General features: G+C 62.7%; 14 protein-coding genes. 2 read left to right on the forward strand and 12 right to left on the reverse strand.

Annotated features, from left to right (window positions below; translation table 11 throughout):
* Positions 1-67: 67 nt before the first annotated feature.
* The 4 genes from QQ977_RS16205 to QQ977_RS16220 all read right to left on the reverse strand — a co-directional run bounded on the left by QQ977_RS16205 (position 68) and on the right by QQ977_RS16220 (position 4,593).
* Complete coding sequence (locus QQ977_RS16205) at positions 68-1,117, reverse strand: hypothetical protein (protein WP_285928912.1); 1,050 nt, start codon at positions 1,115-1,117, stop codon at positions 68-70.
* Between the two features lie 46 nt (positions 1,118-1,163).
* Positions 1,164-1,667, reverse strand: coding sequence for a hypothetical protein (locus QQ977_RS16210; RefSeq protein WP_285928913.1), 504 nt, complete (start codon positions 1,665-1,667; stop codon positions 1,164-1,166).
* On the reverse strand, positions 1,664-1,975 hold the full coding sequence (locus tag QQ977_RS16215) for a hypothetical protein (protein WP_285928914.1): 312 nt from the start codon (positions 1,973-1,975) through the stop codon (positions 1,664-1,666). Before QQ977_RS16215 ends, QQ977_RS16210 begins: the two co-directional genes overlap by 4 nt.
* Positions 1,976-2,085: 110 nt before the next feature.
* Entirely contained in the window at positions 2,086-4,593 is a 2,508-nt protein-coding gene (locus QQ977_RS16220; RefSeq protein ID WP_285928915.1) for an SWIM zinc finger family protein, read from the reverse strand.
* 438 nt (positions 4,594-5,031) lie between these two features.
* On the opposite strand from QQ977_RS16220, the gene tnpA reads away from it, so the two are divergent.
* Positions 5,032-5,415 carry an IS200/IS605 family transposase gene (tnpA, locus tag QQ977_RS16225; protein WP_285928916.1) on the forward strand — a complete coding sequence of 128 codons (384 nt, stop codon included), beginning with the start codon at positions 5,032-5,034 and terminating at the stop codon, positions 5,413-5,415.
* A 52-nt stretch (positions 5,416-5,467) separates the two neighbouring features.
* Complete coding sequence (locus QQ977_RS16230) at positions 5,468-6,775, forward strand: RNA-guided endonuclease InsQ/TnpB family protein (protein WP_285928917.1); 1,308 nt, start codon at positions 5,468-5,470, stop codon at positions 6,773-6,775.
* Positions 6,776-6,846: 71 nt separating this feature from the next.
* On the opposite strand, the gene QQ977_RS16235 is transcribed toward QQ977_RS16230, so the two are convergent.
* The 8 genes from QQ977_RS16235 to QQ977_RS16270 all read right to left on the reverse strand — a co-directional run bounded on the left by QQ977_RS16235 (position 6,847) and on the right by QQ977_RS16270 (position 16,767).
* Positions 6,847-7,002 carry a hypothetical protein gene (locus QQ977_RS16235; RefSeq protein ID WP_285928918.1) on the reverse strand — a complete coding sequence of 52 codons (156 nt, stop codon included), beginning with the start codon at positions 7,000-7,002 and terminating at the stop codon, positions 6,847-6,849.
* Between the two features lie 77 nt (positions 7,003-7,079).
* Positions 7,080-8,321: an ABC transporter permease gene (locus QQ977_RS16240; RefSeq protein WP_285928920.1), complete on the reverse strand. Its 1,242-nt coding sequence runs from the start codon at positions 8,319-8,321 to the stop codon at positions 7,080-7,082.
* Positions 8,321-9,526, reverse strand: coding sequence for an ABC transporter permease (locus QQ977_RS16245; RefSeq protein WP_285928922.1), 1,206 nt, complete (start codon positions 9,524-9,526; stop codon positions 8,321-8,323). The genes QQ977_RS16240 and QQ977_RS16245 overlap by 1 nt, the downstream gene beginning before the upstream one ends.
* The gene (locus tag QQ977_RS16250) at positions 9,523-10,281 is read right to left on the reverse strand and encodes an ABC transporter ATP-binding protein (protein ID WP_285928923.1); all 759 of its coding nucleotides are present in this window, start codon (positions 10,279-10,281) and stop codon (positions 9,523-9,525) included. Before QQ977_RS16250 ends, QQ977_RS16245 begins: the two co-directional genes overlap by 4 nt.
* A gap of 53 nt (positions 10,282-10,334) precedes the next feature.
* Positions 10,335-12,131: a glutamine--fructose-6-phosphate transaminase (isomerizing) gene (gene glmS / locus QQ977_RS16255; RefSeq protein ID WP_285928924.1), complete on the reverse strand. Its 1,797-nt coding sequence runs from the start codon at positions 12,129-12,131 to the stop codon at positions 10,335-10,337.
* Entirely contained in the window at positions 12,131-13,303 is a 1,173-nt protein-coding gene (locus QQ977_RS16260; RefSeq protein ID WP_285928925.1) for a sugar phosphate nucleotidyltransferase, read from the reverse strand. The genes glmS and QQ977_RS16260 overlap by 1 nt, the downstream gene beginning before the upstream one ends.
* Positions 13,304-13,475: 172 nt before the next feature.
* A complete protein-coding gene (locus QQ977_RS16265; RefSeq protein ID WP_285928926.1) occupies positions 13,476-14,537 on the reverse strand; it encodes a DUF1616 domain-containing protein in 1,062 nt (353 codons plus the stop codon).
* 46 nt (positions 14,538-14,583) lie between these two features.
* Positions 14,584-16,767, reverse strand: coding sequence for a hypothetical protein (locus tag QQ977_RS16270; protein ID WP_285928927.1), 2,184 nt, complete (start codon positions 16,765-16,767; stop codon positions 14,584-14,586).
* Positions 16,768-16,809 lie beyond the last annotated feature (42 nt).

A 16,809-nucleotide genomic window follows, 5' to 3' on the forward strand; every position in this document is an offset into this window, starting at 1 on the left:
ATAACGTTTTACCGGTGATCGCTTCCCCGTTCGAGCGATCACCGGTGAAGAATCATACCAGACCGTATCACAGCACGAGATCCCCGAGCGTCCACTCTTGGGGCAGTTCCGCCTCGAGGCCGACCTCGACGACCAGCTCTCGGAGTTGCTCGCGCACGTCGGGGTCCCACTCGAGTCCCGCTTCCCCGAGGTCGGGATACACCGCCTCCCAGTCCCAGTGATCGCCCGATTCGGGGTACCGGCTCCGTTCGACCGCACCGATACCACGCAATGCCGTGGCCGGATCGGAGACGACCCCAGCGGCGAACACCTCCTCGAGGAGTGTGACCGCCGCCCGCTGGTCGGCGTGGACGGCGTGTTCGACAGCACCGCCGAACCAGATGTCGTACTCGCCGTCGACGAGCGCCTGCAGGCTCGCCTCGACGGGATGGTCGGGGTGGCCGATCCCCCAGCCGTAGCTCATCGACTCGATCCAGGCACCGGTGTCGTCCGGACTGCGATGAAACGCGAGCTGGAACTCGAGTGCGCGTTCGGGAATTGCCTCGACGCCGTCCTCGAGTCGGGTTCGAACCAGTTGCTGGCCGGTGACGGTCGTGAGAACGTGGCCGATGTAGGGGTACTCTTCGACGTCACTGCGTTCTGGGTAGGCTCCGTCGGGGACGTCGGCGTAGGTCTCGAGGTCGAACGTGGCCGTCGGCCAGTACGCCTCGAGGACGTCGAGCAGGAACGGCCAGCCGTTCGCCTGGGTCGCTTCCTCGAGTGCGGTACCCGCCTGTTCGCCGAACACGCGGCGAAAGCCCTCGTAGTGGTCGTCCTCGCCGCGACGTCGGCTCTCCCACTCCTCGGCGAGGTGGCGCTCGTAGTAGGCGAGCGCCTCGTGGACGGCACCGAGGTTGGCCGCGCCGGCACGCTCGAGTGCGTCGGTCAGTTCCGCCGACGCCGCTCGCCTGGCCGCCAGATTCTCTTCGCGTTCGAGTTTTCGGATCCTGGCCATGTGCTCGTCCCGTTCTTTCTCCCACGCGCTCGCGGCGTCGTCCTCCTCGTCCGGACAGTCGTGCATCCGAAGTGCCGAGAGCGTCTCGAACGTTTCGCCACAGGCTTTACATGTTCGCGTCATTTGTTACTGTTGACACAGTCTCAAGAATATAATTTCAATTTTTGCCTTACTCGAATAGACTTGACGCCTGGCGGACGTATGCGTTTCCGTTCCAGCTTCGCTGCTCGGCAATCTCTTCGAGCATGGCCTTCGCCGCTGATTTCGATAGTTCACCGTGAACGACGAACGCTTTCAGAAGACGAGGCGTCGTAACGAGCTGCGCATTGGAGAGCGACGCATGAATGAGTGCGAGCTGGGTGTATTCGTCACAGTAAAAAAATGCTGCGTTGATCCGCTCAGCTAGTTGCACTGCTGCGTTTTCTCCGTCGTCGAGTGGGAAGTCCGGATCGAGGTCGACGGACCGAACTGTCAGCCGTTCGCGCTCGTCGAGTATCGTCTTTGCCGCTGTTCCGTGTCCATCTTCGTACTGTGCGGTCGTCTCGAGTTCGCCGAGTACTTCTTCGGGAACAGTGACGTCGTATCCGTCGAGAAGCGTCGGGAGGGCGATCCGACGTGCGTCCTCGGTACTCGCAATGCTGACGAGCGCGGACGTGTCTGCGACGAGGTTCATTCACTGAGTGCATCAGCGAGCTCGTCGCTGAGTTGCTCGTTCGTCAGCTGATGTTTGAGTAGTCGGAAGTTCTGGGCTGTCTCCACACCAACGATCGCTTTCACCTGATCGAACTCGAGTCGGTCCTCATAGTACGCGTTTGCAATCGCTTGCCGGACCCGTTCTTCGTCGCTCGCGTTCGCAAGGTACTCACGAAGGGCTTCGACGAGTACGTCCGTTCGGTTCTTCTCCTCTGCGATCGCGAGTGCATCGGCCTGCTCGATCAACCGTTCGGGCGCACGGAAATGGACGCGGGTACTCGAACTCATTACGCACACATTGTGCACACACACGCGTAATTCTGTCGGTATACCGTGTGCCCTCGCTGGGCCAATGCCACCGCGGTGAGAACACTGGGGACCGTGATAGCAGAAGAGACTCAGTATCCTGCCGTCTCGAGTTCGTCCAGAAACGCCGGTCGGTTCGCGTGTTTCTGTCGGAGATGCTCGACGAACGCCGCCAGCTCCTCGTCGAGCCCGAGCGCTTCCATCTCGTGCAAGTGCTCGATACCCGTCCGGTAGTGGTCACGTCCGGTGTCGTTCGCCAGGTACGGTTCCAGCAGATCCCGGTACGCCTCGAAGTACGCGTCCGGATCGGCAGCAGCGACGGGCTCACGGTACTGCCGGAGCGTCTCCAGATCGTCACTCTCTAGCACTCGTTCGAGGGCGTTCTCGAGGTCTCCTTCTCGAACCGAGAGCTCGATCAGTCGGTCGGGATCGAGCCGGCCGAGTTGGGTACGCAGCCCGTGCGAGATCGATTCCCACTCCTCGGCTGTACAGGCCGATCGCAGGTCGTCGTAGGCGTCCCAGTCCTCGAAGCGAACGAACAGCGTCCGCAGGCGCTCGCGATAGCGCTCGTCGTCGCGTCCCCGGTAGAACTCGGCTGCGAGCCGATGGACGTCCGGCGAGTGCGGGAACGCCTCCAGTCCCTCCTCGATGACCTCCTGCGCTCGTTCGTCCTGCCCGTCGGCTCGCAGCACGTCGACGTACTGGCGATAGAACGCGCTGTGTTCGGTGTAGACGTCCTCGAGGACGGCCTGTCGCTGCTCGCGGTCCTCGAGTTCCGAGAGAATCCATAGATACGTCGAGAGGAGCTGTTGCTCGCCCACGGAGAGCGCCGGCTGTTGCCCGCGTGCATCGACGGCTCGAGACGCGGTCGTCCCCGCGTCCGTTTCCGATTGCGCCTCCGTCTCCTCGAGGATCGTCGCGAGCGTCTCACCGACGAAGTCGGTCACCTCGAGCGGACCGACGTCGAGACGGTCGATATCCAGGTCGCCACCGGTGAACAGCTCGACCTCGAGACGCCACTGGGTCGGATCCGGACGTCTCTCACCTGTACCTGTATCGACCTCACCGTCGATATCCGCCTGCGACGTATCGTCCTCCGATCCGGACCCGGCTGCAGCGGCTTCTCCCGTCTCACCACCGACGATCCCCTCCAGCGCTGGAAGGTCCGCCTGGACGAGCGAGAGGAGAGACTCGAGGTCGGTGGCCGTGGTACACGCCTCACGGAGCGCGCCGTCGTAGTACTCCCGGACGAAGCGGAACTCGGCAGTCCTGTACTGCTCGTAGAGATACTCGAGGTGCTCACACACCGTTTCGTGATCGAACGACGCCTCGCGAACACACGCAGCGTAGGCATCGATAGCAGCCTCGAGCTGACGGCCGTAGTGGCCGCTGCTGTCGTCGATCCGTTCCAGGTTCTCGCGTATCGTCTCGGCCAGCGCCCGGTAGATCTCGAGTGCGCGCTCGTACTCGTCGTGTTGCCGGTACGTCTCCGCGAGGTCGTGGTACTTGGTGAACTCGAGATGGGTATCGTACGCGACGATCCCGCGGCGGTCGGCGGCGGTCTCGAACTCGCGGTCGAGATCGCGTTTGTAGTCGGCGACGCTCTTTTCAACCGGCCGGCCGACCGTCGCGAGAAACCGCTCTCGAAGAGCGTCGTCCTCTGTGAGAATCTCGCACAGAAAGTCCCGAAGCGTCCCCACGTCCGCGGACTCGAGTGCCGACTCGAGGTCGGTGCCCGCCGTCGAGGGCTCGAGAGAGGCGGACCCCGACTCACTCGAGGGTTCGTCCGGAGTTGCATCCGCCTGTGACTGCCCGATCATCTCGTCGTATCGCTCTCGCACGGCCAGCAACACGGCCACGATGTGTTTGCAGTCGCCAGCATAATCGTACGGACAGGAACACCAGCCGTCGAAGTCATCTGCAGAAAGATCCACTGTCGTGCGGTACTCCCGGCTCCCCCTAACCGTCGCGGTCACCTCGCGTCCCTCGACGGTCAGCTCCCGCACCCGTCCCTCCTCGACGTAGGAGACGCCGCGCTGGAACGTCTGGGCGGTACAGATATCCCGAATCGCGTCGCGGGTCAGCTTGCTGATCTCGTCGGCAGGCACGTCGGTGCTGGATGCGTCTCGACCTCCGGAGTCGGACGCCGTCGGGGACCACGACCAGTCCTCGAGTGGCACGCGGTCGGCGACTGCGGACAGCCCGTTCGCCTCGACCGCCTCGAGAAAACCGATGGCGGTTTCTTCAGGATCGACGTTCCCCCAGCCGTGGTGGGTGCCCCAGAACTCGGTCGCCCAGACGAGGTCGCCGCCGACGACGATGCCGACGTTCCCCACGATATCCTCCCGATCGCGATACCGCTTTGATGGTGGCCCACCGAGCCCATCCTGGAGTGGCTTGTTGTACGTGAAATCATCCCAAGCGTCCTCGAGCGAGCGGGTTTCGGTATCACCGACGAAATCCGCTGGCGGCGCGCGCTGTGGGTCGACCTGGACGACTTCGACCGGAATCGTATGCTCCTCGTGGATCGACTCGAGTAACTCGAGCGTCCGACGGTGGTCGACCCCGACGTCCGCCTCGGCGTAGTAGCGCAGTTTCATCCCTCGGTTCGGGTGCAGGTGCGAGAGCACAACACAAAACCGTCACGTCTTGCTCAAAGCACGGGGTCCTCGAGTGTCCACTCTGCAGGCAGTTTCCCTGCAAGCCCGACTCGACCACCAGCTCTCGGAGTTGCTCGCGCACGTCGGGGTCCCACTCGAGTCCCGCTTCCCCGAGGTCGGGATACACCGCTTCCCAGTTCCACTGATCGCCCGATTCGGGATACCGGCTCCGTTCGACCGCACTGATAGAGATACGAGCGCATACCCCCGTCTTCCCGTGAGTGACGAGTGTTCCGACGCTCTGTCGGAACCGAGGAGCGAACAGGCGGGGGTCGAGCGGACAGCATAGTGTGACAATCCACCGTTCTATTGCAGGACTGGATTTCCCACCGTTTCCACAAGATATTTGTCATTACATGACCATAGTGTGTAGCACGGATGAAGACCACACGGCATGCAACCTACAACCTCAACTACCACATAGTGTGGCTCCCGAAGTACCGCAACCCGGTACTGACGGGAGAGGTTGCCGACCGTGTTGAATCCATCCTCCACGAAATTGCCGACGAGAAAGGCTTGGACATTCAGAACCTGACGGTTCAGCCCGACCACGTTCACCTGTTCGTCAGTAGCCCGCCCAAACACAGCCCATCACTGCTCGCCAACTGGTTCAAGGGCATTTCCTCACGGAAATATAACCACCGCCACGCCGACCACGACGGCGAGAAAATCCGGTGGGCACGTGGCTACTACGCCGGAACAGCCGGGCACGTCTCCAGCGAAACTGTCGAGAACTACATCAACCGTTGCCAGAACTCATGAGTTCTGGCAGCCCGCCAGATGTAATCTGGCGACGACACAAGGAGGCCGAAGCGTGACCGAACTCACGAAAACGCTCGAACTGAAGCTTGTGGACCCGAATGTCCACAAGCGACAGAAGCTTCGTGAGACACGGAACGCTTACCAGCAGGCGCTTCAGGCCGCCTTCGCCGCTGGCTGTGACACACAGTCAGCGGCTAACGACGTGGTTGTCGAGTACGATCTGAGCGGCTACGCGAAAAACGCCCTCAAGAAGTACGTCCCGCAACTCTGTGGGAACAGCTACGACGCCGACGAACTTCACGACGACCACCCGGTGCGGTTCACCAACGAGGGACTGCAACTTGACCATCAGCCACAGAACGCTATCGAGTGGTACGTCAAAGTCCCCCACCACGAGGATTACCACCTCTGGATTCCGGCACGCGCCAATCCCGAACAGCGGGAGTGGCTCGAAGCGTTGTACGCAGACGACGCCGAGATGGGCGAGAGTCGGCTGTTCGAGCGGGACGGAACGTGGTATCTCCACGTTACCGCTACTCGCGACGTGGAGGACCAATCTGAGGCATCCGCCGACGAGCGGACGCAGCCAGACGAGTCTGGCGAGCCCTGTCTCGCCGGGCTCGACAGGACGCCGATTGGTGTGGACATCGGAGAAGCGAGTCTCGTCACGGTGTGTCACCGCGACGAGAGCGGTTCTCCTGTTCGCCCCCGACTCTGGGCCGACGACGGTAAGACCGTTCGTCGACTCCGCAAAACCTACTTCACCGCCAAGAGACGCCTTCAGAAGCGTGGCAGTGAGCGAATCGCAGAGTCCTACGGTGACGCACTGTGGGACCAGATTGACGATGTGTTCCACCGTGTGACCCGCGAGGTCGTGGCGTACGCCGAGTCCGTCGAGAACCCAGTGCTGGTGCTGGAAGACTTGACGTACATCCGCGAGAACATGGACTACGGCGAGTACATGAATCGTCGGTTGCACGGCTGGGGCTTTGCGAAGCTCCACGCACAGATTCGGTACAAAGCCGCCGAGAAGGGGATTCCCGTCGAGACGGTGAATCCCCGGAACACGTCGAAGGCGTGCCACGCCTGCGGTGAACACGGCTACCGGCCACGACAGGCGACGTTCAGATGCTCGAACGACGACTGCTGGCTCGGTGAGTACCAAGCTGACGTGAACGGGGCGATAAACATTGCAGACCGCTACCGTAGTGGAGAGAGTCACCGCCAAAGCGACCGGAGTTCCCGGCAGAAGGCCGGTGACGATGACTCGGCTACGGATGGGGCCTCTTTGACCGGGCCACAAGACAGCCAAGCCGATGCTGAAACCCAGCAGGTGACGCTTGGAACGTATGCGTCTTGAAACCAACAGGCCGCTTCGCTCGGCCTGAAATCCCGTGGCGGGATTCCTCCGCGTTCACGCGGAGGAGGAGGTCAAGCCACGCAATGCCGTGGGACCGGGTCGGAGACGACACCGGCGGCGAACACCTCCTTGAGGAGACCGACCGTCGCTCGCTGGTCGGCGTAGACGGCGTGTTCGATGGCTCTGACGAACCAGATGCCGTATCCTCGGTCGGCGATCGCCTGCAAATTCGCCTCGGCGGGATGGTCGGATGGTTGCCGACGGGCACCAAAATGTCTCCGACGACCACAACCGTTCTACCGACTCACAGATGCTCGAGCGGTGGCGTGCGACTAACTCGCCAACCTGCGACCGCGGCTGCGACCGTCCCGATGCAGATAGCGATTGCCAGCCCGCCGACGAAAAGCAGATCGACCGTCTGTACCAGCCCGTCGAAGCCGACCACGGCTGCCGCGAGCCGGTTGAGTGCCGAGACGGCTGGCGGCGTCAGCGCAACGCCGAGTCCGCCACCGATGAGGCCGATGGCAGTTCCCTGGCCGAGGACCGCCGCGACGAGCAGTGACGAGGAAACGCCCTGGGCCTTAAGCGCAGCCAGCTCCGACCGTTGCTGATAGACCACGAGCGAGAGCAGCGTAAACGTAAGTGCAATTCCAGCACCGATAGCGAGCACCACGAGCGTCGCGGCAGCCGCGAGCACGAGCACCTGTTCCTCGAGGACGGCCTCGAGCTGTTGCTGGTTCGACCGGATATCGTACTCCGGATACTCAGCCTGTAACTCCTGCTGAACGGTCGCCGTGTCCGCATCGTCCGGGACCGTGATCGTGATGAACGTCGCGGGCTCGGTCTGTGTCGTCCCGGTGACCTGGTGGAGTTCGCTTAGCGGCACCGTCACCGTCGGCGTCCCGAGCATCTGTTCGAACGTCGGCGAGACACCGACGACGGTAAACTCGTTGTTCCGGGCCGCAGCGAGGGACCCCCCGATCTGTAGCGTGTCGCCGACCTCGATATCGAGCGCGCGTGCCGTCTCCTCATCGACGAGGACCTCGTGAGTCATGTTCCCCTCGTAAGTCCCGTCGGCGTAGTGGGGATCGCCGGAGAGGCCGTCGCCCTCGGTCACCTGAACGGCCGCCCCACCGCCCGGAGCGCCCGTGCCGACGAACGTCCGAAAGTCGTCGTCCTCGTCGGCCCTGACGTAGACGGTCTCGAACGCCAGTGGAACCGCGTTGTGAACGCCGTCGTGGCGCTCCATCTCGTCTGCCACTGCTCGCGAGTCATGTAACGTGTTCTCGAAGCCGCCACCGCCTGCGGTCGTCAGCCGCGTCTCACCTGCCGTCACCCACAGGTCACGGTCGGCGGCGTCGAACTGCTGTTCGCCCGTCTCGAGGACGCCCATCCCGGCACCGGCGAGCAACGTCATCGCCAGCACGGCGAGTGCGACGCCGACGATCGCCAGCCCGAGTCGAAGCTTGTGATGGCGCAGCTGGGCGATCGTGAGCCCGATAGCCGCACGAAAGCGAGCGAGCGTCCGTCTGGTTCGATCGAACATTACGGAACACCTCCCGAGAGCCGTCTGGTCAAGACGAGGAGATACGGCAGCGACAGGAGTCCGATCAGAATCGCCACGAGGACGCCGTAGACCAGAAACACCGGGTGTGAGACAGCGATCGGCTCAGTCGTGATCGTCCGGACCGCAACCGTGTTGACGAGAGCGATCCCAGCGAGCCCGCCGACTGCACCAACCACGCCGCCAAGCACTGACATGACGAGCGTCTGAACGCCCACGAGACGCAACTGGCTGTGTGTCGAGAGCCCGATCGCGGCCATCGTCGCAAGCTGTTTCCGGTCGGCGACGAGCTCGAGGCCGGTCGTCGTGATCACGAACAGTGTGCCGATCGAGACGGCAACGACGAACGCCGTCAACGCAAGCGCAAGCGGAAGGTCGGAATCGATCGTCTGGCTTGCCGTCAGTCCGGCACGGGAGTGGACTGCCGACTGTGGGTACAGCTCCTCGAGATCGTCGCTGACCTCCGGGGAATCGGTCTGGACGACGAACTGATCGGCCTGGTCGTGTTCGCTCGCGCCGGTCAGGACCTGTAACTCGCCGAGTTGGACAAGCGCCGTCGGGATGTTCCCGACGTTCTCGCCGTCCCCGTCGTCGACTGCCGCAACGGTGAACGACTCGTTGCCGCCGACGGTCATCGGATCGCCGGCTGATGTCTCGAGCAACTCCGCGGCACCGCGAGAGAGGACGACCTCGCCCGTCCACTCGCCGTCGGCGTGATACGGATCACCGGTCGAGAGGCCGTCAGTAGCGATCCCGGAGACCCGGTCCATGCCCGGAGAGTTGATAATTCCAACGACGAGGACGTACTCGTCGCTGTCCTCGCTTTCGAGGCGCATCACCTGCGTTAGCACTGGCGTTGCCGACTGGACGTCGTCGCGTGCCTGTAACGTCTCGGTCGTCTCATGGACGGCCCCGAACTGCGGACCGTCGGTCGCGACCAACGGCGACCGGTCGCCGTCGTCCTCGGGGACGATCCAGTAATCGATGTCGTCGTCGTACACCGTCGTTCCCGTCGCGAGTCCGATACCGACGCCCGTGACGACGACGAGCAGCCCGATCGCGACGGCGACGCCGAGGATGCTGAACAGCACACGCTTCCGGGCAGTGTGTGTTGCCCGCGTGATCGTCTGTCGGACGCCGACCCGGATCAGTCCCAGCCATCGCGCGAGTCGATTCCGAAGCGTCATTCGTCGATCCCGACGATCTGTCCGTCACGCATCCGGATGACGCGATCTGCGATGGCGAGCGTTTGCCGGTCGTGTGATGCAAGGACCACTGCGCGATCGTCCGCCACCTCCTCGAACTCCGACAGCACCTGTCGACCCGTCTCCGTGTCCAGTTCGCCGGTCGGTTCGTCCGCGATCACCAGATCCGGATCGGTCGCGAGTGCCCGTGCGATTGCGACGCGCTGTTGCTCGCCACCGCTTAACTCCCCCGGTCGGTGCGTTACCCGGTCTTCGAGCCCGACCCGCTCGAGCAGGTCGGTCGCCCGCCGGCGCCGTTTCCGTTTCGAGACGCCGAGTTCGACGAGCGGCAACGCGACGTTGCCCCGAGCGGTCAGGGCCTCGAGGAGGTGAAAGTGCTGGAAGACGATCCCGACGTGCTCGAGTCGGAGCCGGGTTCGTTGCCGTTCCGACATCGCCGTCACGTCGTCGTCACGGACCGTAACGGTCCCCTCGGTCGGTCGTTCGAGGGCAGCAAGCAGGTGCAACAGCGTCGATTTGCCGCTCCCGCTCGGCCCCGAGAGGCCGACGATCTCGCCCGGGTGGACCTCGAGCGAGACGTCCTCGAGTGCCGTGACCGTTGGCGGGCTGGTCCCGTTGAACAGGCGGGAGAGTCGCCCGCCACCGGATCCTCTGGTGTAGATTTTCGTGACCTCGTTCGCACGGACGGCTGCTGGAGGGCGGTCACGTTCCGTGACTGACGCGGACCGTGTCGTCATTGTCGGAGAGAAATTTCAGACACAATTAAGTTTGCCGATGAAACCTCCGGCCGTCACTCGACAGTGACGCTTTTGGCCAGGTTTCGTGGTTTGTCTATCGAACGTCCCAGCCGATTTGCGACCCAGTACGAGACCAGCTGTAACTGGACGTTCGCGACGATCGGGCTGGCGATTCCGCCCGCGCCGGGGACCTCGAGCACGTGATCGGCGTACCGCTCGACCTCGGAGCGCCCGTCCGTGACGGCGACGACCGGTGCGTCCCGTGCCTCGACTTCCTTGACGTTCCCGATGGTCTTGTTCGCTCGCTCGTCGTCGCCGGTCACCAGCGCGAAGACGGGCGTGTTTTCGGTGACGAGTGCAAGCGGGCCGTGTTTGAGTTCGCCGGCGGCGAACCCTTCGGCGTGTTTGTACGTGATCTCTTTCATCTTCAGCGCGCCCTCGAGCGCGACGGGATACTGGTAACCACGGCCGATGAAAAAGTACGCGTCGGCGTCCTCGTAGGTCTCGGCAACCGCACGCGCGTTCGAGGTATCGAGCACGGTCTGGATCAGGTCCGGAACGTCCCGGAGCGCCTGGATCGTCTCACGCGAGATGTTCTCGGTGAGCTGGCAGGCGAGCATCGTCAGGGCGGCCTGCTGGCTGGCGAAGGTCTTTGTCGCCGCGACGCCGATCTCGGGGCCGGCACGGATGTACAACACGTGATCACACTCGCGGGCGGCTGAACTCCCGACGACGTTCGTCACGGCGATGGTCTTCGCACCCGCGCGGTTCGCCGCACGGAGCGCACGCATCGTGTCGGCGGTCTCGCCGCTCTGGGTGACGCCGACGACGACCGACTCGCCGCCGACGGGAATCGTCTCCTCGTCGTACTCGCTGGCCAGGAACGCCTGGGCGGACACGCCACGGTCGCGAAGCAGCCGTGCGCCGTACATCGCGGCGTGGTAGGACGTCCCACATGCGACGAACTGGATGGCCCCGGATGCCTGTATCGGTGGCACCGACTCGAGGTCGACGGTCCCCTCGAGTTCGTCGAGCCGACCGCGAAGACACTTCCGGAGTGCGTCGGGCTGTTCGTTGATCTCCTTGAGCATGTAGTGGTCGTAGCCGCTCTTGCCGGCGTCTTCGGGATCCCAGGAGATCGTCTCGATCGACGTCTCGACGACGGTGCCGTCGGCGTCGGTAACCACGACCTCGGATGGCGACAATCGTGCGAACTCGCCGTCGTCGAGGTAGATCACCCGGTCGGTGTACTCGATGAAGGCGGGCACGTCGCTCGCGAGATAGTAGCCGTCATTGCCGATCCCGAGCACGAGCGGCGAGTTGCGTCGGGCGGCGTAGATCGTATTCGTCCCCTCGAAGACGGCCGCGACAGCGTAGCTGCCCTCGATCCTATCGATCGCACGCCTGAAGGCCGTCTCCCGGTCGATGCCGTCTGCGAGATACGTGCTGATAAGGTGTGGGACGACTTCGGTGTCGGTGTCGCTCTCGAACTCGATACCGGCCGCGGTCAGTTCGTCACGCAACGACTGGTAGTTCTCGATGATGCCGTTGTGGACGACGGCGACCCGGTTCTGGTCGTCCGTGTGTGGATGAGCGTTCACGTCTGACGGGGGACCGTGGGTGCTCCAGCGCGTGTGACCGATCCCGACGGACTCGTTTTCGTACTCCGATTTCGGAAGCGCGGACTCGAGTGCTGACAGTTCGCCTTCCCGTTTGTGGACGTGGAGCGTCTGATTCGAGAGCGCGACGCCTGCGGAGTCATAGCCGCGGTACTCCAGTCCCGAGAGCCCATCCAGCAGGACGTCTATCGCGTCGCTGTCAGAACCGGCATAGCCGATGATTCCACACATCAACTACGCACCTCCGTTTCGGCGTCGACCGTTCCACGAACGGCCGAGCCAGTCCGGACGACGGCCTCCGGACCGACGATCGTTCCGGGTGCGTACGTCGACCCGCCCTCGTCGTGGACCCGGTCCGCAAGCACCGCGCCAAGTTGCTCGTCCTGATGAACCTGATCGCCGATTCGAACGTCACCCGGGCCGCCGACGACGGTCGTTCCGGGACCGACCGTGACCCCACGACCCGTCACGCAGTCCCGGAGCGTCGCGTTGTCCCCAACGCGTGTGTCTGCGTCGACGACGCTGTGTTCGACGACGGTGTTCGATCCGACCGTGACGTTTTCGCCCAGACAAACGTTCGGGCCGACGACGGCACCCGGACCGACGACACAATCCCGCTCGATTACGACCGGTTCGACGATCGTCGCCGCGTCGTGGATGCGTGCGGATGGCGACACCTGACTCGCGACTCTGGACTCGTGTGCCAGCAAGTCGTCGGCAACGCGCAACAGGTCCCACGGATAGGTCGCGTCCACCCAGAGTCCCTCGGAGACGACGCCATGAACCTCCCCGTCGCCGTCGATCAACTCCCGGATGCCATCGACGAGTGACTGTTCGCCCGCACACGGCGATGCGGAGCGAATCGCATCGAAGATCGACGTTTCAAACGCGTATACGCCCGCATTGAGCCGGTAACTCCGCTCATCACGGGGCTTCTCGACGATGTCGGTAACTTCCCCGCCATCGGCGAGAATAACGCCTCCGTACTCTTCGACGTCGTTTTGAACGAGTCCGAGCGTTGCGTCGGCACCATCGGTCGCCGTGGCGACGTCGTCGATGATTTGTCGGTCGACGAGCTGGTCGCCGTTGACGACCAGAACCGATCCGTCGACCTCCTCTTCGGCTGCAAGGAGTGCGTGACCGCTTCCCAGTTGCTTTTCTTGGGTGACGTAGGTAATCGGCACGTTTCGGTAGGTCGGCCCAAAGTGAGACTGCACGCGGTTGCGTCTATAGCCGACGACAACGGTGATGTCCGTGACCCCTGCCTCGATCAGCTCATCGAAGACATGCTCGAGAATGGGCTTCGTTGCCGCTGGCAACATCGGCTTCGGCCGATGTCGCGTGAGCGGACGAAGTCGAGATCCCTCTCCCGCCGCAAGAACGACTGCGGAACGGATTTCCATGAATTGACTGACAGTATTCCAGGGGTTTTATTCTTTTGGCCCTATGGATTCACATCAGATTATTTAGTTTATAAAGATTAAACTATATTATAATTAGAAAGAAATTATATGGCCGGGTTGTCCACGGAGGAACCGTTGAGCACCCCACAACCTTTCAGTCGTGTGGAGGACGTCAATCCTCGTCAGGCTCGGCCACGTCAACCCAGAGATGGACGTGATACTCGGTACTCTCCTGTGAGAGGTCCTCGGGAACTTCATCTGGATACAGTAGCCAGAGGATTCGGTTGTCCTCTCCAACCATCGTCGGCTCGAGGTCGTGTTCGTGGTGCCAGGTTTCGTTGTGCTCGAGTTGGGCCTCGAACCGATCGAGCTCACGCTGCTCGTGGACGACCGTCTCGTTGTCGACGACCTCGACATCCTGTTCGATGACGACGACGGTGTAGTCGACCGTCCGGTGTTCGTGGTTGTCGACGCCGACGATGATCTCCTCGCTTTCACCCTGCACGAACTCGGTTGGATAGCCGTCCGCGACGAGGTCACCATCGTCGTCCTCGGTCAGGATATATACTGCGGAGAACTGCTCGCCCTCCGGTGGCACGACGACCGCGTACGTGAGCGTGCCGACGGCGAGCACGATCGAGAGTACGAGCAACACGTTCAACACGGTATCCGCGCGTGAGTCGGGCTCGAGCACCTCCGCGCGACCTGCGGCGAGCCACTCCCGATAGGGGACGTGGAACCGTTCGTCTTCGGGGAGCTGTCGTCGCCGAACGGCTGCGATGGCCGTCGTAACGATCGTGAACGCGCTCACCGAGATCATGATCGGCACGAGCCGAATCCCCCATGGAGTGAAGTTCAATACGAGTCCGATGAGTGGGACGATCGCAATACTCAGCCCGAACGCGAGTGCGACGCGTTCGATGCCGTCGATCCCGGATCGGTTCGTAACGGTCCAGCGTTGTGCATCTTCGCTTTCATCGCCGTCGCTGTCGACGACATCGGCAGTTGCAGGCCCGTCACCATCCTCAGGGAACAGTGCAGCGATAAATGCGTAACCAGGAATGAAAAGGACGAAGGCGAGTCCAAGTGGCACCCGAAGGGGCGTCTCGCGAATCACCGGAGCGAAGACGGCGACGTTGACCAGTGCCGTCACTGCGAGTATCGCCGCCAGATCCGCCGGAAGCGTCCGGACCTGACGTGGCAGAAGCAACCAAAGCGATCGACCGTCGGCCATTCGACGCTATATCGACGAGCGGTGTGTAAAAGTCGGTCGATCGAAATTAATCATCGGCCACGCCCTGTGTGGACTCTGGTTCGGCACGCTCGCTCAACTGTCGTGCTCGAGCCAGGACATCGTCGGCCACGTCGGCAGGCACCGAATCGGGACCGAACGCGGCACGCTCGTATGCTTCGGTCACCGCTCGTAGCGAGTCCGTTTCGTCCGTGTCAGCACTCGCCTCGCAGTATTCCCGGTAAAGCTCCCAGTGGGTGAGCGTCCGACTGAGACGGGCCCGCGCTTCTATCCTCTGGCGAACAGCTGCGTATCCGGTTCGGACGGCGTCGTCCTGATTACCGTTTGCAAGTTGGTCTTGGGCATGTTGCAACAGGGCATTGACTGGATCGGCATCAGACATACCCCTGTCCGGTTCACTCGCGATCGTCGGACGACCAGCGTCGCTGTCTACGATGTCGGCTGCTCCCGACTGTCGTCGGTACCACCAGAACCCAGCCACGGTGGCGGCGATGATGGCTCCAGCCACGGCGATTGCCGGTCCATTCGACAGCGAAGAGTCACCAGTTTCGACCCCCTCCGACAACACGACGGTCTCTTCGGCTGTCGCATCGGCAAGGTTCGTCGTGTCTCCGTCGAAGACGGCATCCACTCGAACGTCGCCCGTCCCGTCCGGGATGGCCACGGTTGTCGAGAACGTTCCGTTCGTATCAGTTTCGACAATCGTAGCGGTTGTCCCGTCGATACTGAGTTGTACCAGCTGATCACTAATCCCGTCCCCACTATCCGTCGACAACGTGCCGGTTATCTGCAGTTCTCGGTCGTCGGCAGTCTCATTGTCAGCGTCGTTGACCTGCGTTTCGTCGATTGTCAGCGTTGTCTCGGTCTCCTGGACCGTTACCGGCGTCGTCGTCGATGTATTGGCGAGTGCCCGGTCCTCGAACGGAAGACGAACACGAAGTTCGCTGTCACCGTCCGGGACCGCGGCCGGAACGGTGACGCTGTCGTTTATTTCGCCGTCGGTCGGTCGCACCACACCCAAGCGCTCCCCCTCGACCGTCACGACGAGGGGGACGTCATCGACAGGGACGCCCTCGACGGTCAAATTCCCTGTGAGGGGGACTTCCTCGCCATATGCAACCGCTGTCGGTTCGTCGTGGATCGTTACCGTCGGTTCGGCCTGTTCGATCGAGACGTCCGTCTCCGCTTCGCTGCCGAGATATACTGATTCGCGTTCGGGGATATACGCCACCGGCAGCCGATCGGTCGACAACGGATCGGCGACCGGACGATACTCGAGTTCGAATCGACCTTCGTCGTCGATCTCGACATCCCTCGGCTCGCCGCCGACGATCAGTCGAACCGGGCCGTCAGGAACGGAGCCATCCGCCGCTTGCAGGTCGCCACTGATCCGTACCGGTTCGAGAAACGATCCGCTCTCGTGAGCGGTCTCGAGTTCCAGTGCCGTTTCGACGAAGGTTTGCTCGCGAACGATCTGTTGTTCGGTCTGTGTCTCGTTGTTGATCTGCTCTGTGGACTCGACGGCGTCCGAGAAGTCCGTCCCGGTTTCGTTCTCGAGGAAGCGATAGGTCGTGATCGCGTTTCGACTCGAGCCGTCGATCTCGGCGGCGAGCTCCTCGAGTTCACGCGCGAGTTCCCGGGCTCGCTCCTCCTCGCCTGCCTCGCGTGCTTCCTCGTAAGCCGCCTTCGTCTCGTTGTACTGCTCGAGGGTGTCGGCCAGCCGCTCTTGCTCGCTGGCTGCATCCTCGAATGCCTCGGCCGGGTTGTCGGGATCGACGTCGTCCTCCTCGTCTTCAGTGGCGTCGTCCTCCTCGTCGGCTACTGTATCCTCATCATCGTCGTCAGCGGCGTCATCATCGCGATCGTCGTCACCAGCCGTCTCTTCTTCTGTCTCACCACTGACCTCGACGTACTGACCGAGTCGGTCCCGATATTCCTCGTCGACGTGTGACCGCGCGAGGTCGTACTCGCCCTCGCTCAGAGCGACCTGGCTCTCCTGGAGCTGTTGGGAGAGTTGATCCGACAGCCACGACTGTACCCCGTCGGTGTCGCTGTCCTCGTCGTACTCGTCGGGATGTTCGTGGCGGACCGTTTCGTTCGTCCCGTCGTCGTCAGTCTCGTTTGTCGCCCCGACGATGGTGCGGTCCGTATCGGTTACGCCGGCCGCGAACATCCCACCGGTGGCTACAAGCGCCAGTGTAAGAATCGCCACCGCGAATACGCGCGAGCCCGACCCGTTCACGACCGAACAGTC

This window comes from Natrialbaceae archaeon AArc-T1-2 (assembly GCF_030273315.1).
GTDB lineage: Archaea > Halobacteriota > Halobacteria > Halobacteriales > Natrialbaceae > Tc-Br11-E2g1.